This is a genomic window from Cryptosporangium phraense, from assembly GCF_006912135.1.
Lineage (GTDB): Bacteria > Actinomycetota > Actinomycetes > Mycobacteriales > Cryptosporangiaceae > Cryptosporangium > Cryptosporangium phraense.
On record NZ_VIRS01000013.1, the window covers coordinates 152,507 to 171,716 of the forward strand.

Consider the following 19,210-nt stretch of genomic DNA (forward strand, 5'->3'; position numbering starts at 1 on the left):
ACAACGACGCCGATACTAGTGCGCTCGGTCTGATGAGGACACCGGTGGAGAGCGAGTTCGTCTCCCGCGACGGTCCGGCGCCGCGGTAGCGGCACCGGACCGGCTGTGGTTCCCGGCTCAGGCGTGCACGAGTGCCGCTTCCGCGGTGACGTCGGACTTCCGCGTGTTGATCATGATCAGGGTCAGCACGGTCGCCACGCCGATCAGCCCGGCGCCGACGGCGAAGGCCACGTGGTAGCCGTGGATGCTGGCCGCCGACGCCGCAGCGGCCGACGGGTGGTCGACCAGGTACGCGCTCACCGCGCTGGCGAACAACGTGTTCAGCAGCGCCGTTCCGAGCGCGCCGCCGAGTTGCTGGGACGTGTTGAGCAGGGCACTGGCGACGCCGGCGTCGTGCTCGCCGATGTTGGTCAACGCCAGGCTCGACGTGGAGACGAAGAACAAGCCCAGCCCGAGACTGATCAGGATCTCCGCCGGCAGCACGTGGGCGCTCCAGCTGGTCGTCTCGGTCAGGGTGACGAGATAGGCCAGCCCGACAGTGGCCAGCACACCGCCGACGACGGTCAGCACCTTGGGCCCGACCCGGGGCAGCAGTGAGCTGGCCACGGTTGCCGAGACGACGATCCCGGCGCTGAACGGGAGGAACGCGAAGCCCGACTTCAACGCGCTGTAGCCGAGGTTCTGCTGCATGTAGTACGCCAGGAACAGGAACATCGCGAAGAGGCCGGCCCCGACCAGCAGCGATCCGCCGAGCGCCGCGCCCCGGTTGCGGTCGAGCACGATCCGCATCGGCAGCAGCGGGTGGCTGGTGCGGAGCTCCCAGACGACGAACGCGAGGAGCAGCACCGCGGCGCCGGCCAGCCAGCCGACGGTGGACCCGTCGGTCCAGCCCGAGCCCGGCTTCGCGGCCTCGGTGAAACCGTAGACGAGGGCGGCGAGACCGGCGCTGACCAGGACCGCACCCGGGACGTCGTACCGAGTGTCACCGTGGGCCCGGCTGTCCTTCACCAGCGGGAGCGAGGCCAGCGCGGCGAACAGCGCGATCGGGACGTTCACCAGCAGGCACCAGCGCCAGCTCGCGTACTCCGTGAGCACGCCACCGAGAATCAGTCCGATCGCCGCGCCGCCGCCGGAGATCGCGCCGTACACGCCGAAGGCGCGGGCCCGTTCGCGGGCATCGGTGAACATGACGGAGATCATCGAGAGGGCGGCCGGGGCGAGCAGCGCGGCGAAGGCGCCCTGTAGGGCCCTGGCCCCGAACAGCGTGAGACCGCTCTGGGCGGCGCCGCCCAGAGCGGAGGCCGCGGCAAAGCCCGCCAGACCGATGACGAATGCCTTCTTGCGACCGGTGTAGTCGGCGATCCGGCCGCCGAGCAGGAGCAGGCCGCCGAAGGTCAGGGTGTAGGCGGTCACCATCCATTGGCGGTCGGCGTCGCTGATGTCGAGTGCGCGCTGGGCCGACGGCAGGGCGATCGTCACGATGGAGGCGTCGAGGACGACCATCAGCTGGGCGATCGCGATCACCCCGAGCGCCCACCACCGCCGCGGGTCGACCGGAGAGAGGGTGGGGTCCGACTCCTCGGTCGGCGTCCGCGCCTCGCTGGGCGGGTCGCCGATATCGGAAAGGGTCATGGTGCAGCTGTCCTTCGTCTATTTCGTCAGGCCCGGGAGGGCCAGCACCGAGGGACCCGGCGCGCGGACCGGTCGACGTTGCCCGGCTAAGTGGAGAAGCATTTCAACTTCTCCGACGCACAGTAGCCGACAAGTGGAGAGGCTTGTCAACTTGAGAGACGTCTCTCAAGTTCGACTGGACGGGCACCCGGCGGCGGACTAGGGTGTCGCCGTGAGCATCACTGGTCAGGCCGGGTCGGCGGTCAGGCCCCTGCGGCGCGATGCCGAGCGCAATCGGCAACGCATCCTCTGCGCGGCCCGCACCCTCGTGGCCGAGAAGGGGCTGGCGCTCAGTCACGACGAACTGGCTGAGGCGGCCGACGTCGCCGTGGGCACCGTGTACCGGCGCTTTCCCGACAAGGCCTCGCTGTTCGAGGCGCTGTTCCGCGACGAGCTCGACCGGGTCGTGGCGCAGGCCGACTGCTGGTTGACGATCACCGACGCCTGGCAGGCGCTCGAGACGTTCATGGTCGATCATCTCGAGATCCAGGCGAACAACCGAGGCTTCAAGGATCTGATGCTGCAGTCCGCGGAGCAGTTCGACCTGATGAGCTACTTCCAGCAGAACATCGTGCCGGTGATCGGGAAGCTGGTGGAGCGGGCGCACGAAGCCGGGGTGCTGCGGCCCGGCGTCTGCGTCCAAGATCTCGTCGTCGCCTCGATCATGGTCGGCGCCGTGATCGACAGTGCCCGTGACGTCGACCCGGATCTGTGGCGCCGCTACCTGGCCGGTCTCCTGGACGGATTCCGGGCCGTGTACCCCGCCCCGCTGCCGGGTTCGCCCCCGACCGCCGACCAGCTGGACCTGATCAAGCGTGGGTGCGCCCCGCCGATGCGCTAGAGAAAGTAGTCCAACTGCAGCGGCTCGAGCTATGGCCGGCCAGGTCCGGCATGGACCTTGCGCGAAGCTTGCTCTCGACGGCGCCCGTGCTCGTCTCAGTCGGTTTCCGGGCCGGCGCAGTAGTCGCAGTCGGGCGGACACTCAGCGGCTGTGGCGGCCCCGTGCTCGGGCGACGAGTACGGACGCCGAGCCGGCGGACTCGGCCGGCGTCCACCCGACGGATCGGTTCGGGGCGTCGAGATGAGTGCGGACGAAGACATCAGAGCCTCCAACAGGCTGCAGACGTGAAGAAGTGACGACAGTGGGGGATCGGGATCGATCCGGCCTCGGGCGTACCGGCGCCGGTGGGCCGGTCTCGCGCGCAACGAGGACGTCGCCGGGGGTCGACCCGACGCTCTCGTCCCGGACGTTACGCCTTGCGCTCGACCGAGTCGAATACATAGATCCGCCCGCATAGGCTCCTCCGCAGCGACACCCGAGAGGCTGAGGAGGAACGACGTGAGCGACGAGCCGGACGAGTTCTCGTATCTCGCGGAGGAAGCGGCTGAGGTCGGAGCGCCCGCGGCCCTCCCGGCGGTCCGGCGGATCGGCGTCGCCACCCCGGCCGGCGCGGTCAGCGCTCTCCTGTGGGAGGAGTCCCCGCAGCTGACGCTGCTCCACGGCGGCGGCCTCAACGCCCACACCTGGGACGCAACGCTCCTCGCCCTGGCCCGCCCGGCCCCGGGCCAGGCCCAGGCCCGCCCGGCCCCGGGCCAGGCCCAGGCCCGCCCGGCCCCGGGCCAGGCCCAGGCCCGGCCGGCCCTGGCGGTGGACCTGCCCGGCCACGGCGACTCCGACTGGCGCGACGACTTCGACTACGCCCCGCGGCCGAACGCCCAGGCGGTGGCCGCCGTCCTCGACGCCGTCGCGCCGGGCGTGCGTCAGACCGTCGTCGGCCAGTCGCTCGGCGGTCTGACCGGCATCGCGCTGCTGGAGGCGCGCCCCGACCTCGTCGGGCGGCTGGTGCTGGTCGACGTCAGCCCCGGGCTGCGGCCCGAGGACACGGCCCAGGTCCGCGACTTCCTCAGCGGTCCGCTCGTGTTCGGCTCCCGGGACGAGGTGGTCGAGCTGGCGCTGGCCGCCGGCATCGGCTCCGACCGGACGGCGCTGGCCCGGGGCGTGGCGCTGAACACCCGGGTACGCCCGGACGGCTCGGTCGTGTTCAAGCATCATCTGGCCAGCCCGCCGCCGGGCGGCCGGCTGGGCGTCGACTTCCGCGACCTGTGGCCCGCGTTGGAGAGCTCCGACGTCCCGGTCCTGCTGGTCCGCGGCACGCACGGCTACCTGAGCCCGGAAACCGTCGACGAGTTCCGCACCCGGGTGCCGCGGGCCGAGATCGTCGAGATCGACGCCGGCCACAACGTGCAGGAGCAGCAGCCGGCCGCCCTGGCCGCCGCGATCGACGCGGCCCTGAAGCCTTAAGACGTTATCCAGTCGGCCAGGAGCTGCCTGCGGTCGTCCGACAGGTGGACCCCGTACTCGTCCAGCAGGTCGCGCTGGGCCTGGGCCGCGGCCTCGACCCCGTCTCGGGCGTCGATGAGCTCGAAGAGCCGGCTGTGCAGCCGCACCCAGCGCTCCGTGAGCTCGGGACTGTCACCCGCCTCGGCGATCTCGGACTCGATCATCCCGGTGGCGACCGAGCGCACCACCGCGCTGCAGACCTGGAGCAGCGGGTTGCCGGTCGCCCGGGCGATCGCGTCGTGAAAATCGACGTCGGCCCGGCTCCAGGCGCTCCGACCGGCTCCGGCCGCGGTGCGCAGCCGCTCGAGCGCGGCCCGCATCTCGGCGATCTGGGTCTCGTCGTGCAGCCGGGCGGCCAGGAACGAGGCCGCGCCGTCGAGCAGGATCCGGAACTGCAGCAGGTCCTCGAACGAGATCTCGCCCGAGCGGGCCAGCTTGGCCATCGGGCGACGCAGGGTCTCGGGGCTGAGCGGCAGCAGCTCGGCGCCCTGCGGATCGCCCTGCCGGGACCGGAGCAGGCCGTTGCTCTCCAGCACCCGCAGCGCCTCGCGGATCGTCGAGCGGGAGACCTGGAACTGACGCATCAGCTCGCGCTCGCTGGGCAGCCGCTCGCCGGCGCGTAACTCTCCCCGCCGGAGCGCGGACTCGATCTGCTCGACCACCCGCTCGTAGGCCCGGACCGGCCGGACCGGCTCGAACATCGACCGATCGCCTCCCTCCGCGTCGGTAACCAGCCGTTCACACAAGTCGAAACGGGATTGTCATCGGTGGCGACGGGTCAGATCGTTGACCCGAAATCCGCCGCCGTGCCAGGCTGTCGGCCAACACCCTAGTGGACTGGTCCGACCAGTGAAGGCTTTGCGGAGGTGTGGGCGTCTTGGCCGTACGGAGAGTGCTGAGCACTGCGATCGGCGCCTTAGCGCTGTGTCTGGCCGCCACCGCCTGTTCGGCCGGTGACGATTCGTCCAGCAAAGGTCCGACCAGCGAGAAGACGTCGGCGACGTTCGGCTTCACGGCCGCGCCCGACAACCTCGACTTCACCACCACCGACGGGGCGGCGATCCCGCAGGTGCTGCTCGACAACGTCTACCAGGGCCTGGTGAAGCTCAGCCCGGACGGCAAGATCGTCGGCTCGCTGGCCAAGTCGTGGACGGTGTCGCCCGACAACAAGACCTACGACTTCCAGCTCCAGCCGAACGCGACGTTCTCCAACGGCGACAAGTTCACCGCCGACGACGTCAAGTTCAGCATCGAGCGGGTCAAGAGCTCGGCCTGGAAGATCTCGCTCAAGGCCTACATGGACGTCGTCGACCAGGTGCAGGTGGTCTCGCCGACCGAGGTCAAGGTGGTGCTCAAGCAGCCCAGCAACGACTGGCTGTTCCGGATGACGACGCGGATCGGCGCGATGTTCGACCCCCAGGGGGTCACCGACCTGGCCAACAAGGCGATCGGCACCGGGCCCTACACGGTCTCGCAGTTCAACCGGAACGACTCGGTCGTCCTCACCGCGCGCAGTGACTACTGGGCCACCAAGCCCAAGCTCAAGACCGTCAAGTTCCAGTACTTCAGCGACACCAACGCCGAGAACAGCGCGCTGCTCTCCGGCGGCATCGACGGCATCATCGCGCTCCAGACGCCCGACACGCTCGGCCAGTTCAAGAGCAACTCCGACCTGACCGTGTCCCAGGGCACGACCAACGGTGAGGTCGTGCTCTCGATGAACAACGCCAAGGGCGTGTTCACGAACAAGGCGCTGCGCCAGGCGGTGAACTACGCCATCGACCGGAAAGCCTTGGTCAAGGCCGCCTATGGGGGTTACGGCTCGCTGATCGGCAGCATGGTGCCGCCGACCGACCCCTGGTATCAGGACCTCTCGAACGCCTACCCGTACGACGCGGCGAAGGCGAAGGCCCTCATCGCCCAGTCCGGGGTGAAGAACCCGTCGGTGGCCTTCAAGATCCCGAACCTGCCCTACGCGGTGTCGTCCGCCCAGGTGGTCAAGTCCGACCTGGCCAAGGTGGGCATCACGGCGAACATCTCGGTGCTGCAGTTCCCGGCGGCCTGGCTCGACCAGGTGTTCACCAAGCACGACTTCGACATGTCGATCATCGCCCACGTCGAGGCCCGCGACATCGCGACCTACGGCGACAAGAAGTACTACTGGGGCTACGACAACCCGGCCGTCACGAAGCTCCTCGCCGAAGCCGACGCCGGTACGCCCCAGCAGCAGATCACCGACTACCAGCAGGTCGCCAAGACGCTCTCCGACGACGCCGTCAGCGACTGGCTGTTCCTCCTGCCGAACATCGAGGTCCTGCGCAAGGGCCTGAGCGGGGTGCCGGTGAACGGCCTGTCCGAGTCCTTCGACGTCAGCGGCGTGAGCTGGGGCAGCGGCTCGTGATCGGCCGTCTGGCCATCAGGACCGGGATCCTGGTGGCCAGCCTGGTCGTCGCCTCGATCGCGGTCTTCCTGATCATGGCCGTGCTCCCGGGCGATCCGGCCACGGTGAAGCTCGGCGTGAACGCCAACCCGGCCCAGGTCCAGGAGCTGCGCCACCAGTTCGGCACCGACCGGCCGCTGGTGGCGCAGTACCTGTCGTGGGTCGGTGGGCTGATGCACGGCTCGTTCGGCACCTCGTACCTGACCAACGCCGCGGTCGGGCCGCAGATCGCGGCCAAGATCCAGGTGACGCTCTGGCTGGTGGTGCTCGCCCTGGTCGTCGCGGTGGTGGTCGCGGTCCCGATGGGCGTCCTGGCCGCCGTGCGCTCCCGCCGGGCCGACGGCGCCGCGCTGGCCGGCGTCAGCCAGCTGGGCATGGCCGTGCCCAGCTTCATCCTGGCGATCCTGCTCATCGACCTGTTCGCGGTCCGGCTGCACTGGGTGCCCTCCGGCGGCTGGGTGCCGCCGACGGCCGGCCCGGGGCCGTTCCTCAAGCAGGTCGCGCTGCCGGTCCTGTCGCTCGGGCTGATCCAGGCCGCGCTGCTCAGCCGGTACGTCCGGTCGGCCACGCTCGACGTCCTGCGGGAGGACCACATCCGGACGGCTCGGGCCAAGGGCCTCTCGCCGGGCCGGGCCTTCCTCCGCCACGGGCTGCGCAACGCCGCTATCCCGGTGGTCACCGTGCTCGGCCTGCAGCTGGCGGCGCTGCTGATCGACGCGATCGTCATCGAGAAGGTGTTCGTCATCCCGGGGCTGGGCAGCCTGCTGCTGACCTCGGTCTCCAACCGGGATCTGCTGCTCGTCCAGGGCATCGTGATGGTGCTGGTGGGGGCCGTCCTGGTGATCAACTACGTGGTCGACCTGGCCTATGTCGCCATCGACCCGCGGCTGCGGAGGTCGGCGTGAGCATCGCCGATTCCGTCCGCCTGTCCCGGCCCCGGCCCCGGCGCCGTCGGCGTGCGCCGACGATGGTCGTCGGTGCGGTGATCGTCGGTCTGGTGCTGCTCGCGGCCCTCGTCTCGTTCGTCTGGACGCCGTTCGACCCGACGGACGTCGACGCCGCGGTCCGACTGCGGGGCCCGAGCGGGACGCACTGGCTGGGCACCGACACGCTCGGCCGGGACGTCTTCAGCCAGCTGCTCGTCGGCGCTCGCACCACGCTGTTCGTCGGCGTGATCGCGGTCGGCGTCGGGGCGATCGTCGGCACGCCGCTGGGCATCGCGGCCGGGATGACCGACCGGATCGTCTCGGAGCTGATCCGGCGGTTCATCGACCTGCTGCTGGCGTTCCCGGCGCTCCTGCTGGCCGTCATGTTCGGCGCGGTCTACGGGGCCAGCACGCTGACCGCGATGCTGGCGATCGGCATCGCGACCGCCCCGGCGTTCGCCCGGCTGGCCCGGGCCGGAACTCTGCAGGTGATGGCGAGCGAGTACGTGCTCGCGGCCCGGGTCGCCGGGCGGCGGGCGCCGGCGATCGCGGTGCGGCACGTGCTGCCGAACATCGCCGGGGTGCTGATCGTGCAGGCGTCGGTCTCCTACGGCATCGCCGTGCTGGCCGAGTCGGGCCTGTCCTACCTGGGCTTCGGCACGCCGCCGCCCACCCCGTCGTGGGGCCGGATGCTGCAGGACGCACAGACGCTGATCTTCACCGACCCGCTGCTCTCGCTGTGGCCGGCCGCGGCGATCGCGCTCGCCGTACTCGGCTTCAACCTGCTCGGCGACGGCCTGCGCGACCGGTTCGACCCTCGTCTGGAGCAGCGCCGATGAACGCCGTGCTGACCGTCGACCGGCTCTCGGTGGGCGCCGGGGACACCCCGCTGGTCCGGGACGTCTCGTTCACGCTGGGCCGGGGCGAACGCGTCGGGCTGATCGGCGAGTCCGGGTCGGGCAAGTCGCTGACCGCGCTGAGCGTGCTCGGCCTGCTGCCGGAAGGCGTCCGGGCCGAGGGATCGATCCGGCTGGCCGGCGTCGACCACGAGCTGGTCGGGGCGGGGGAGCGAGAGCTGGGCCGCATCCGGGGCAAGCAGCTGACGATGGTCTTCCAAGAGCCGATGACCTCGCTCGACCCCACCCAGCGGATCGGCGACCAGGTGGCCGAGGTCCTGCGGATCCACTCCCGGATCAGCCGGACGGCCGCCCGCGCCCACGCGGTCGAGCTGCTGGAACGGGTGCGGCTGCCGGATCCTGCGCGGACGGCGAGGGCGTACCCGCACCAGCTCTCCGGCGGTCAGCGGCAACGGGTGGTGCTGGCGATCGCGCTGGCCAACCGGCCGGCCGTGATCCTCTGCGACGAACCGACCACCGCGCTGGACGTGACCGTGCAGGCGCAGATGCTGGCCCTGATCGAGCAGGCGGTGGCCGACGACGGCAGCGCGTTGCTGTTCATCACCCACGACCTGGCCGTCGTCGCGACGATCTGCGAGCGCGTGCTGGTGATGTACGGCGGCCGGATCGTGGAGAGCGGCCCGGTGGCGGACGTGTTCCGGCGTCCGCGGCACCGCTACACCGCCGGTCTGCTCGCCGCGTCCGATCTCACCGCCGACGACGGCACCGGCCGGCTGCCCACGATCCCCGGCAGCGTGCCCGGGGCCGGCCGGTTCCCGGCCGGCTGTGTGTTCCGCACCCGGTGCGCGGCCGCGACCGACGTCTGCGCCGAGCTCCCGGAGTGGACGCCGACCGGCGGCGGGGGATACGCCTGCTGGCACCCGGCGGGCACGCCATGAGCCTGATCGAGGTCGACGACGTGCACCGCGTCTACGGCTCGGGCCGCTTCGGCGGGCGGACCGTGCACGCGCTGCGCGGGGTGAGCTTCGCGGTCGAGCGCGGTGAGCGGTTCGGCATCGTCGGCGAGTCCGGGTCCGGCAAGTCGACGCTGATCCGGCTGCTCGCCGGGCTCGACCGGCCGACGTCGGGAATGGTCCGGTTCGACGGCCGGGAGGTCTCCGGCCGCAGCGAACGGCAGCTGCGGTTCCTGCGCGAGCAGTTGCAGGTCGTGTTCCAGGACCCGATGAGCTCGCTGGACCCCCGGATGAACGTCCGGCAGATCGTCAGCGAGCCGCTGATCGGTACCCGGCATCCGGACCCGGTCGGCCGGGTCCGCGAGCTGCTGGCCGCGGTCGGGCTGGAGGCCGGTGCGGCCGACCGCTACCCGCACCAGTTCTCCGGCGGGCAGCGGCAGCGGATCTCGATCGCCCGCGCGCTGGCTCCGCAGCCCTCGGTGCTGATCGCCGACGAGCCGGTCAGCGCCCTGGACGTCTCGGTGCGGGCGCAGATCCTCAACCTGCTCGCCGACCTGGTCGACGAGTTCGCGCTGACGATGGTCTTCGTCTCGCACGACCTGTCGGTGGTGCGCCGGGTCTGCGACCGGGTCGCTGTGCTGCGCGACGGCGAGCTGGTCGAGGTGGGCACGACCGAGCAGGTCTACTCCGATCGCGCGCAGCCGTACACGCGCCAGCTCGTCGCGGCGATCCCGACCATCGAGCGGGCGCTGGCCGGTGTGGATGCCGAACAGCTGGCCGGCCAGGTCGCCGCCGCCGGCGGCGCTCCCGAGAAGAGCGCTCCTGACGGGAGCGCTCCTGACGGGAGCGCTCCGGTCGGCGCTCGGAAGGATGAGGAGGGGTGATGGAGGACTTTTCCGGGCTGCCGATCGGCGCCGGCTGGCGCCCGGCCGCAACCACGTCCCCGGTCCTTTTCCCTTTCGACGGCAGTCCGGTCGGTGAGGCTCCGGTCGGCGATCTCGACGCGGCCCGCGCCGCGCTCGACGCCGCCGCCGACGTGGCCCCGGCGGTGGCCGCCCTGCCGACGCGAATCCGGCACGACGTGCTGCTCGGCGTGCACGCCCGGCTCACCGCGTTCCGCGACGAATTCGAGCGCTTACTGGTCCTGGAGACCGGCAAGCCGCTCAAGGACTGCCGCACCGAGGTGTCCCGCACTCTGCTGACGCTCGTCACGTCGGCCGAGGAAGCGGCCCGCATCCACGGCGAGACCGTGCCGCTCGACGGCCTACCGGCCGGCGACGGGATGGTCGGCTTCTACCTGCGGGTACCGATCGGCGTCGTCGTCGGCATCGCCGGGTTCAACTACCCGCTGCTGCTGGCCACCCACAAGATCGGCCCCGCGCTGGCGGCCGGCTGCCCGATCATCGTCAAGCCGGCTCCGCAGACACCGCTGGCCACGCTCCGGCTCGTCCAGCTCCTGCGCGAGGTGGGGGCCGAGCACGGCGTCCCGGCCGCGGCCGTCCAGCTGGTCACCGGCGGCGCCGACGTCGGTGCTGCGCTCACCACCGATCCGCGGGTCGCGGCCGTGTCGTTCACCGGATCGGCGCTCGTCGGGCACCGGATCGCCCGCGCCGTCGCGCCCCGCAAGACGCTGCTCGAGCTGGGCAACACCACCGCGCTGATCGTCGCCGAGGACGCCGACCTGCCGGCCGCGGCCGCGGCGGTGGCCCGGGGCGGCTTCTACGCGTCCGGTCAGGCCTGCATCTCGGTCCAGCGGGTGCTCGTCGTCGAGTCGGTCCGCGACCGGTTCCTGGAACTGCTGACTCCCCAGGTCGAGGCACTGGTGGTCGGCGATCCCCGAGAACCCGACACCGACGTCGCCCCGCTGATCGACCCGGCCGCCACCGAGCGGGTGGCGTCCTGGGTCGACGCCGCGGTGGCCGCCGGGGCGTCGGTCCTCACCGGGGACGGCACCCGGCCGACCGTACTGGCCGACGTCCCCGACGACGTCGACGCCTGGGACGAGGAGATCTTCGGGCCGGTCGTGTGCGTGCGGTCGGTGCCCGACGTGGACACCGCGATCCAGGCCGCCAACCGCTCGCGCTACGGCCTGCACGCGAGCATCTGGACGCGTTCGCTGGCCCACGCCTTCGCCGCACTGCACCGGCTGGAGGTGGGTGGCGTGGTCGTCAACGACCTGCCCGGGTTCCGCAGCGACCCGATGCCGTACGGCGGGGTGAAGGACTCCGGGATCGGACGGGAGGGCCCGCGCTACGCGATCGAGGAGCTCACCGTCACCCGGATGGCGGTGATCCGGCCGTGACGTCCTACCTGGACCTGTTCCGCCTCGATGGCCGGCGCGCGCTGGTCGTCGGCGCGGCCAGCGGCATCGGGCTCGAGGCCGCGCAGGCGCTCGAGGACCACGGCGCGGCCGTGACCCGCGCCGACCAGCACGCGTCCGACGGTGTCGAGAAGTTCGACGTCTTGGACGCCGACGCGGTCGTCGAACTGGCCCGGCGTCCGTTCGACGTGCTGGTGTTCACCCCGGCGACCAACGTCCGGAAGCGGCTGACCGACTACACCGACGCCGACTTCGACCGGGTGGTCGGCCTCAACCTGCGGGCGTCGTTCCAGCTCATCCGGCATTTCGGGGCGGCCATGGCGGCGGCCGGCGGTGGCAGCATCGTCTGCTTCTCCTCGATTCGGGCCGCCACCGTCGAGCCCGGTCAGGGCGTGTACGCCGCCACCAAGTCGGGTCTGGAGTCGCTGGTCCGCACCGCGGCCGCGGAGTTCGGACCGGCCGGCGTACGGGTCAACGCGATCCGCCCGGGGGTCGTCGCGACGCCGCTCACCGACCAGTTGCGCGCCGACCCCGACTGGGCCGGCGCCTACGCGGCGAAGACCGCGCTGGGCCGCTGGTCCACCCCGGACGAGCTGGCCGGCGCCGTCGTGTACCTGGCCGGACGAGCCAGCACCTACGTGACCGGGTCGGTGCTCACCGTCGACGGCGGCTGGACCGCGCAGGACGGCCGGTACGACCCACCCAATTGAAAGGCCCGCACCATGACGCACGACGTCGTCCTCCTCACCCAGCAACTCGTGCGGCTGCGCACGGTCAACGATCCCGAGGCCGGTACCGCCGAGGCCCCGGCCGCCGCGGTCGTCGAGGAGCTCATGCGGTCGTTCGGCTGGCCGGTGCAGGTCGAGGAAGTCGCGCCGGGACGTCCCAACGTGATCGCGGTCGTCGACGGGGGCGGTGGCCCCGGCCCGACGCTGCTGTTCGAGGGGCACACCGACGTCGTCACCGAGGGCGAGCGGGACACCTGGACCGTCGACCCGTACAGCGGCGACATCGTCGACGGCGTGCTCTGGGGGCGCGGCTCGGCCGACATGAAGTCGGGCGTCGCGGCGATGATCCACGCGACCCGCCGCCTTCAGCTCGACGGCCCGTTCCCCGGCCGGATCGTCGTCGCCGCGCTGGTGGACGAGGAGGGGATGATGCTCGGCGCGAAGCACTTCGCCCGCAGCGCGCTGGCCGCCGAGGTGGACGCGGCGATCGTCTGCGAGCCGGAGGCCGGCGAGGTCTGCACCTGCGCGAAGGGCGCGCTCCGGCTGCGCGTCGCGTTGCGCGGCGCGATGGCCCACGGCGCGATGCCGCACCAGGGCCGCAACCCGATCCTGCCGCTGGCGTCGCTGCTGGCCGCCGTGGCCGGGTACGAGCGCGAGCTCGGCGAGCGGTTCGGCGAGCACGAGCACCTGGGCCGGGTCTACCTGACGCCGACCGTCGTCCAGGCCGGGCGGCGCGAGCAGGGCAACGTGATCCCAGCCGAGGCGTTCGTCCACCTCGACGTCCGGTCGGTGCCCGGCGTCGACCACGCCGAGGTGATCGCCCGGGTGGGCGCGCTGGCGTCGGCGGCCGGGGAGGCCCACGGCGTGACGGCGTCGGTGGAGGTCGTGGACGACCGGCCGCCGGTGGAGATCCCGGCCGACTCCCCGATCGCGGCGGCCGTGCTGGGCGCGCACCAGGCCGTCACCGGCGAGCCCGGGCGGATCGGTGGCGTCCCGGGGACGACCGACGGCACGATCCTGTTCCGGGACGCGTCGATCCCGTCGGTGGTCTACGGGCCCGGCGGGAAGTGGATCGCCCACCAGGCCGACGAGTTCGTCGCGGTGGATGAGATCGTGACCAGTATGAACGTCTACACCGAAGCGGCCAGGCGCTTCCTGACCGGCGAATGACCACGTCCGGCGCGGCGGCGGGGCCTTCTGCCGCCGCGGCCTCCGGGCCGTCGGCGAGGGTGGCCCGCTACGGGCACCGCGGTTCCGGGCCGACCAACTCGCTCAGCGACGTCGCCGGGGTGCGCGTCGGGCACGAGACCCGGATCGGGGCCGGGTGGCTGAGCGGCACCACCGTGGTGCTCGCGCCCGAGGGTGGCCTGGTCGCGGGCGTCGACGTGCGCGGCGGCGGGCCGGGTACCCGGGAGACCGACCTGCTCGATCCGCGGGCCTCGGTCGAGCGCGTGCACGCGATCGTGTTCAGCGGAGGCAGCGCCTACGGGCTCGCGGCCGCCTCGGGCGTCGCCGACCTGCTCGGCGAGCGCGGGATCGGATTCCCGGTCGGCGACCGGCCGGGGGAGGTCGTCCCGATCGTGCCGTCCGCCGTCGTCTTCGACCTGGGCCGCGGTGGCGATTTCGGCCGGCGCCCCGGCCACGCGGAGGGGGTCGCCGCGGCCCGGGTCGCGCTGGCCGCCGAACCGGGCACCGCCGTCACGATGGGCGTGGTCGGCGCCGGCGCCGGCACGCTGGCGGGCGGGCTGAAGGGTGGGATCGGCTCGGCCAGCGCGGTCCTGTCCGGCGGCGCCACCGTCGCCGCGCTGGTCGTCCTCAACTCGCACGGCACCTGTGTGGACCCGGCGACCGGCGAGCCGCTGGCCGCGCGTCTGCTGGCGCCGGGCGACGTCCGGCTGCGCCGGCCGGACCAGGCCGAGGCCCGGGCCTGGGTGCCGCCCCATTTCCTGCCCCCGACCGTCGTGCAGAACACCACGCTCGGCCTGGTCGCCACCGACCTGACGCTGACCAAGGCCCAGTGCACCAAGCTCGCCGGGGTCGGGCAGGACGGCCTGGCCCGCGCGATCGACCCGGCCCACACGCTCTTCGACGGCGACACGATCTTCGGCGCGTCCACGGCGACGCGTCCCGCGCCGGACCTGCCCCTGCACTACGAACTTCTGGACGCCGCGGCGCGATGCGTCTCGCGGGCGGTGGTCCGGGCGCTGCTGGCCGCCGAGCCGGTCACCACCAGCGCGGGTTCGTGGCCCAGCTACTCGTCGGTCTTTCCCAGCGCCGTGCGCTGATTCGCGACTCGCCGGGTCCGGGGAACGATCGTCGCGAGCAGCGACATCGCGGTGTCGGTCGCCGCGGCCAGCGTGGGGTCCCCGTTGCCGTCCAGCCACTGCCGATAGGCGATGCGGAACACCTGGGTCGCCGTGTTGGCCGCGAGTTCGGCGACCTCCGGGTCGACCCCGCGCCGGCTCAGCGCGTTGCGGAACCCGTCGGCCAGTTGCTGTTGTTTGACGAGGTCCCGTTCCAGCAGCAGCGGGTCGGAGGCGATCAGCGCGGCCCGCCGGCGCTGGACGTCCAGCGGGCCGAGGCTCGCCCAGTCGTAGCCGGCCAGCGTGCGCAGGATGGCCGGCAGCGGCTTCGCGACGTCCGGGGTCTGGAGCAGCTTCTGGGTGAGGGCCTCGTTGAGCGCCTCGGCGTCGGCGAAGAGGACTTCTTCCTTGTCGGGGAAGTAGCGGAAGAACGTCCGGGTGGTGACCCGGGCGCGGTCGGCGATCTGTACGGCGCTGGTGGCGTCGAAGCCCTGTTCTTCGAAGAGCTCCATCGCGGCCTGTTTCAGCCGGTCCGCACTGCCGTGTTCCCACCGGGGCATGGGGTCGAGGCTACCTGTTCCGATGTCGCGGGGCGACATTGGTGATGTCGCGGCGCGACATCAGGTGCTACCGTGAGGGCATGATTCTCGAAATCGCCGCCATCACCGTGAAACCGGGCAATGAGAAGGACTTCGTCGACGCGCACGTCACCGCCTTCGCGGCGAACGCGCCGGTCGCGGAGATGCTCTCGGTGCGCGTCACCCAGGGCGTCGAGACCCCCACCAACTTCGTGCTCCTCGTCGAATGGACCGACCTCGCGGCCCACGAGCGCTACCGCGAGACCGAGGACTGGGCCCGCTGGCGCGCGGCGATCGCCCCGCACGTCGCCGGCCCGGCCGCCGTCCAGCACGTCGAAGTCGTCGCCTAGGCGCGGCCTAGGCGGGAAGGCTCAGCACCAGGCGGGTGCCGGTCGCCAGGGGCTCGGCGCGGACGCTGCCGCCGTGGGCCTCGGCCACCCGCCGGACGATCGCCAGCCCGAGCCCCGAGCCGGGCAGCGTCCGATCCCGCGGCGACCGGTAGAACCGGTCGAAGACGAACGGCCGGTCGGCCTCGGGGATCCCCGGCCCCTCGTCGCTGACCGCAACTTCCGCGAGGCCCGGCGCGGTGCTCACCGTCACCCGGATCCGGCCCGCCGGCGGACTCCATTTGACCGCGTTGTCGAGCAGGTTCCCGACCGCCCGCTGCAGCGCGTCCGGGTCGGCGTGCACGACGCACTCGTCGAGCGCGGAATCGACCGTCACGCGACCGGCCCGGGCGAGCAGGTCGGCGACCAGCAGGTCGAGGCGCACGTCCTCGGTGTGGGTCTCGACCTGGCCGTACCGGGCCAGGTCGACCAGGTCGTTCACCAGCGCGGTGAGCTCGGCCGTCTGGTCCCGGGCGTCCCGGATCAGCTCCGGCGCCTGGGGATCGCCGGTCCCGCCTTCGTCGAGCAGCTCGAGGTTCGTGCCGAGGCTGGTCAGCGGCGTGCGTAGCTCGTGCGAGGCGTCCGCCACCAACTGGCGCTGCGCGGTGATCGACGCGCTGAGGTTGGCCGTCATCGTCGTGAACGCGGCCGCGAGGCGGCCGACCTCGTCCGATCCGGACGAGCCGATCCGGACGTCGAGGTCGCCGCTGTGAGCGATGTGCTCCACGGTCCTGGTGAGCCGGACGACCGGACGGAGGACGCGTCCCGCCGACAGGCGGGCGAGCGCGGTCGCGCCGACGGTGCTGACCGCGGTCAGCGCGGCGAGCAGCAGCCAGACCGCCCGCGCGGTGGAGGTCTGCTCGGAGATCGGGCGGGCCACCCGCACGAGCGCCCCCGGGCTGCCGTCGAGTGCTGCGGTGTACAGCCGGTAGGCCACCCCGTGATAGGTGATGTCCCGGAAGTACGGTCTCGCGTCGCCGGCCGCCACGGCGCGGTCGCGGTCGTCGGCCGGCGCGAAGTCCGACGGGTCGGCGTCGTCCGGGGGCGGAACGATCTGCAGGAACGTCGAACCGAACCGGACCGGGTCGGTGATCCGGATCTGCTGGTCCGACGGCGTGTCGTCGGAGTTCTCGGTCTTGATCTTCAGCGCCGCGGCCGGTCCGGTCGCCGCCGCGTCGACCAGGGACGCGTCCAGCTGGCGGTGCAGCGTCGTGTCGACGGCGCGCCCGACGACGACGGACGCCACGGTCATCGCGGCGAGCACGACCAGGCCACCGGCCAGCCCGACGCGGGTGCGCAGGTTCACGGGTCGTCCCGGAGCACGTACCCGAGACCGCGGACGGTCTGGATCACCCGCGCCTCGCCGTCGGCCTCCAGCTTCGCCCGGAGATAGCTGACGTAGACCCAGAGCCCGGTCGAGCCCGGGCCGAAGTCGTAGCCCCACACCGACTCGAAGATCGTCCGGCGGCTCAGCACCCGGCCGGGGTTGCGCAGGAACAGCTCCAGCAGCGCGTACTCGGTCCGGGTCAGGCTCACCGGCCGGCCGTTCCGGGTGGCCCGGCACGCGGTGAGGTCCAGCTCCAGATCGCCGTGGCGCAGCACCTCCGTGGTCGTTCCCGCGCGCCGGAGCAACGCGCGCAGCCGGGCCCGTAACTCGTCCAGCGCGAACGGCTTGACCAGGTAGTCGTCGGCCCCGGCGTCCAGTCCGGCGACCCGGTCGTCGACCAGGTCGCGGGCGGTCAGCATGAGGATCGGGGTGGCGTCGCCGCGGGCCCGGACCCGGCGGCACACCTCGAGCCCGTTGGGCTCGGGCATCAGGACGTCGAGGACCACGGCGGCCGGGCGGACCCGGGCCACCTCCCGCAGCGCCGCGAGGCCGTCGGCCGCCTCGGTGACGTCGAAGCCGTCCCGTCGCAGCGCGCGGGTCAGCGATCGGCGGACCGACTCGTCGTCGTCGACCACCAGCAGCCGGTGGGGCTCCGTCTGGGGCATCCGGATCACCATCCCACTCCGTCGCGGCCGGCGGGAGGTCCGGCCCGGGGGCCGGACCGTCCGCTCAGGCCTTCGCGTACTTGTCCGGCTTCTCCGGGGACACGAAGACGAACGTGAGCACCTTCCGGGCCTGGGCCCGGGAGATGCCCAGTTCGCGGGCGAAGGTGGCGACGGTGGACCGGCTCAGCCGTTCCGGGTCCTTCGTCGTCCTCTTCGCGTGGCTCAGCGCGCGGATCAGCCGGGGCGTCGAGACCCCGAGCCGGCGGGCCAGGTCGGCCAGCTGGGCGTCGCTCACTCCGCCCGCATGCTTCGGCCGGCGCCCGAGCTCGCGCTGCTTCTGCTTCCGCAGTTGATCGTCGCTCTGCTTCGGGGGATCGGGCTTCGGGGAGACGTCGCCGGTCGCGGTCGGGACGGGTTTGCCGGAGACGACCCCGGCAGAGGCCGGGACGGCCGCGAGGCCGGACGCGATGAGCGCCACCCCGACGACCGCCAGACGGATACGTCGGCGCATGCGAGTCCTCCTTCGTCGCGCGCCGGACCGGTTCCGGCGCCCTCTCGAGGAGAGCAACCGCACCTTCCGACGGCCGTGGAGAAACCTTGGAGACGCCTTACAGCCCCTCGGCGGGGGCCTGGGTCCGGTCGTCAGGCCAGGACGAGCTGGGCGATCATCTCGCGGCGGCTGCGGACCCCCAGCTTGTCGAAGATCGCCTTCAGATGGTCCTGCACGGTGTGCGGCGAGAGGAACAGTGCGGACGCGATGGCCTGCGTCGACGCGCCCCGGAGGACGAGCTGGGCGACGTCTTGCTCGCGGGCGGTGAGCCCGCGGGCGGCCAGCGCCATCTGGCCGATGGCCGCCTGCGCGGCCGGATCGATCGTGACGACGACGGACCGGCCGGCGCCGTGGCCGTGGCCGTCGCCGTGGCCGCTCAGAGCCATCGCCCGGAGGGCGAGCCAGCGGCCGGTGCGGGCCAGCACCCGGGTTTCGGCGGGCCGGCCGCCGGACCGGGCCAGCGCCACGACCGCGAGGACGTTCGCCGGCAGCGACCCGTTGTCCCAGCTACCGAGGTCGTCGATCTGCGCCCGGGCGGCCGCGGTCATGTCGTCACCGTGTCGTCGGCGCCGACGAGGAGGACGGCGGCCTCGGCGGACGGGCCCGGTGCGTTCCCGGCGAAGAGGACGCGTTGCAGTTGCTCGGCGATCAGTTCGTGGACCGGCACCAGCAGGTCGGCGTCGGCCTGGGTGAAGGCCGGCTCGCCGGGTCCGCGGTAGAGCGCGAGGGCGCCCCAGGTGGTGTTGCGGGCCCGGCAGGCCAGCCGGAGCTCGTCGGTGAAGCCGAAGACCGGGGCCATGAACTCGCGGAAGCGTCGGCAGCGGCCGGGCTCGCCCCGGGTGTCGAGCGAGAGCACGCCGACCGGCGCCGGTCTTCGGGCCAGCTCGGCGAACTGGTTGACGTCGGGCGCTCCGTACTCGGCGGCGGCGAAGTCCTCGTCGCCGATGTCCACCGGCCGGGACTTGAAGGCCCGGGTGATCAGCTCGCTGGCGGGGTCGGTGGTGGCCAGGCAGGCGAAGTCGAACGGAACGTCCGGCGCGATCGTCTCGAACACGACCCGGGCCAAGGTCTCGACGTCCGGGCAGGTGGCGGTGGCCGCGCGGAGCCGGTCGGCCAGGGGTCTGGGCATGCTCCGATCGTGACGGACGTTGCCGTCGGGGCATAG

The 19,210-nt window shown here is 72.4% G+C and carries 20 protein-coding genes; 12 read left to right on the forward strand and 8 right to left on the reverse strand.

Annotated elements, in window-relative coordinates:
- Positions 1 to 117: 117 nt before the first annotated feature.
- Positions 118 to 1,632 (reverse strand): MFS transporter, encoded by a 1,515-nt coding sequence (locus FL583_RS19625; RefSeq protein WP_142706142.1) that lies wholly within the window; start codon positions 1,630 to 1,632, stop codon positions 118 to 120.
- Between the two features lie 211 nt (positions 1,633 to 1,843).
- Between FL583_RS19625 and FL583_RS19630 the strand changes: the two genes are divergently transcribed.
- Both FL583_RS19630 and FL583_RS19635 read left to right on the forward strand, forming a co-directional pair.
- The gene (locus tag FL583_RS19630; protein ID WP_142706143.1) at positions 1,844 to 2,512 is read left to right on the forward strand and encodes a TetR/AcrR family transcriptional regulator; all 669 of its coding nucleotides are present in this window, start codon (positions 1,844 to 1,846) and stop codon (positions 2,510 to 2,512) included.
- Positions 2,513 to 3,010: 498 nt separating this feature from the next.
- Positions 3,011 to 3,973: an alpha/beta fold hydrolase gene (locus tag FL583_RS19635; protein WP_142706144.1), complete on the forward strand. Its 963-nt coding sequence runs from the start codon at positions 3,011 to 3,013 to the stop codon at positions 3,971 to 3,973.
- On the opposite strand, the gene FL583_RS19640 is transcribed toward FL583_RS19635, so the two are convergent.
- Positions 3,970 to 4,713 carry a FadR/GntR family transcriptional regulator gene (locus tag FL583_RS19640; protein WP_142706145.1) on the reverse strand — a complete coding sequence of 248 codons (744 nt, stop codon included), beginning with the start codon at positions 4,711 to 4,713 and terminating at the stop codon, positions 3,970 to 3,972. The two genes, FL583_RS19635 and FL583_RS19640, sit on opposite strands and share 4 nt — an antisense overlap.
- 167 nt (positions 4,714 to 4,880) lie before the next feature.
- Here FL583_RS19640 and FL583_RS19645 point away from each other — a divergent pair, with 167 nt between their 5' ends.
- From FL583_RS19645 to FL583_RS19685, 9 genes are all read left to right on the forward strand, one after another.
- On the forward strand, positions 4,881 to 6,413 hold the full coding sequence (locus FL583_RS19645; protein WP_420843165.1) for an ABC transporter substrate-binding protein: 1,533 nt from the start codon (positions 4,881 to 4,883) through the stop codon (positions 6,411 to 6,413).
- Positions 6,410 to 7,357: an ABC transporter permease gene (locus FL583_RS19650; protein WP_240746743.1), complete on the forward strand. Its 948-nt coding sequence runs from the start codon at positions 6,410 to 6,412 to the stop codon at positions 7,355 to 7,357. Before FL583_RS19645 ends, FL583_RS19650 begins: the two co-directional genes overlap by 4 nt.
- A 62-nt stretch (positions 7,358 to 7,419) precedes the next feature.
- Positions 7,420 to 8,217: an ABC transporter permease gene (locus FL583_RS19655; protein WP_142706203.1), complete on the forward strand. Its 798-nt coding sequence runs from the start codon at positions 7,420 to 7,422 to the stop codon at positions 8,215 to 8,217.
- A complete protein-coding gene (locus tag FL583_RS19660; protein WP_142706146.1) occupies positions 8,214 to 9,173 on the forward strand; it encodes an ABC transporter ATP-binding protein in 960 nt (319 codons plus the stop codon). The genes FL583_RS19655 and FL583_RS19660 overlap by 4 nt, the downstream gene beginning before the upstream one ends.
- The gene (locus FL583_RS19665; protein WP_170323747.1) at positions 9,170 to 10,072 is read left to right on the forward strand and encodes an ABC transporter ATP-binding protein; all 903 of its coding nucleotides are present in this window, start codon (positions 9,170 to 9,172) and stop codon (positions 10,070 to 10,072) included. The genes FL583_RS19660 and FL583_RS19665 overlap by 4 nt, the downstream gene beginning before the upstream one ends.
- The gene (locus FL583_RS19670; protein WP_142706147.1) at positions 10,072 to 11,490 is read left to right on the forward strand and encodes an aldehyde dehydrogenase family protein; all 1,419 of its coding nucleotides are present in this window, start codon (positions 10,072 to 10,074) and stop codon (positions 11,488 to 11,490) included. The genes FL583_RS19665 and FL583_RS19670 overlap by 1 nt, the downstream gene beginning before the upstream one ends.
- Positions 11,487 to 12,218, forward strand: coding sequence for an SDR family NAD(P)-dependent oxidoreductase (locus FL583_RS19675; protein WP_142706148.1), 732 nt, complete (start codon positions 11,487 to 11,489; stop codon positions 12,216 to 12,218). The genes FL583_RS19670 and FL583_RS19675 overlap by 4 nt, the downstream gene beginning before the upstream one ends.
- Before the next feature lie 12 nt (positions 12,219 to 12,230).
- Positions 12,231 to 13,406, forward strand: a complete 1,176-nt coding sequence (locus FL583_RS19680) for a M20 family metallopeptidase (protein WP_142706149.1) — start codon at positions 12,231 to 12,233, stop codon at positions 13,404 to 13,406.
- A complete protein-coding gene (locus tag FL583_RS19685; protein WP_142706150.1) occupies positions 13,403 to 14,521 on the forward strand; it encodes a P1 family peptidase in 1,119 nt (372 codons plus the stop codon). Before FL583_RS19680 ends, FL583_RS19685 begins: the two co-directional genes overlap by 4 nt.
- On the opposite strand, the gene FL583_RS19690 is transcribed toward FL583_RS19685, so the two are convergent.
- Entirely contained in the window at positions 14,488 to 15,099 is a 612-nt protein-coding gene (locus tag FL583_RS19690) for a TetR family transcriptional regulator (RefSeq protein ID WP_142706151.1), read from the reverse strand. The genes FL583_RS19685 and FL583_RS19690 overlap by 34 nt on opposite strands.
- 80 nt (positions 15,100 to 15,179) lie before the next feature.
- On the opposite strand from FL583_RS19690, the gene FL583_RS19695 reads away from it, so the two are divergent.
- On the forward strand, positions 15,180 to 15,467 hold the full coding sequence (locus FL583_RS19695) for an antibiotic biosynthesis monooxygenase family protein (RefSeq protein ID WP_205752282.1): 288 nt from the start codon (positions 15,180 to 15,182) through the stop codon (positions 15,465 to 15,467).
- Positions 15,468 to 15,474: 7 nt separating this feature from the next.
- Here the strand turns inward: FL583_RS19695 and FL583_RS19700 are convergent, their stop codons facing one another.
- The 5 genes from FL583_RS19700 to FL583_RS40995 all read right to left on the reverse strand — a co-directional run bounded on the left by FL583_RS19700 (position 15,475) and on the right by FL583_RS40995 (position 19,174).
- Positions 15,475 to 16,809, reverse strand: coding sequence for a sensor histidine kinase (locus FL583_RS19700; protein WP_142706153.1), 1,335 nt, complete (start codon positions 16,807 to 16,809; stop codon positions 15,475 to 15,477).
- Positions 16,806 to 17,495 carry a response regulator transcription factor gene (locus FL583_RS19705; RefSeq protein ID WP_142706154.1) on the reverse strand — a complete coding sequence of 230 codons (690 nt, stop codon included), beginning with the start codon at positions 17,493 to 17,495 and terminating at the stop codon, positions 16,806 to 16,808. Before FL583_RS19705 ends, FL583_RS19700 begins: the two co-directional genes overlap by 4 nt.
- A 64-nt stretch (positions 17,496 to 17,559) precedes the next feature.
- Entirely contained in the window at positions 17,560 to 18,006 is a 447-nt protein-coding gene (locus FL583_RS19710) for a hypothetical protein (protein ID WP_142706155.1), read from the reverse strand.
- A 131-nt stretch (positions 18,007 to 18,137) separates the two neighbouring features.
- Entirely contained in the window at positions 18,138 to 18,593 is a 456-nt protein-coding gene (locus FL583_RS40990; protein WP_205752283.1) for a helix-turn-helix transcriptional regulator, read from the reverse strand.
- Positions 18,590 to 19,174, reverse strand: coding sequence for a hypothetical protein (locus FL583_RS40995; RefSeq protein ID WP_205752284.1), 585 nt, complete (start codon positions 19,172 to 19,174; stop codon positions 18,590 to 18,592). The genes FL583_RS40990 and FL583_RS40995 overlap by 4 nt, the downstream gene beginning before the upstream one ends.
- Positions 19,175 to 19,210: the final 36 nt, after the last annotated feature.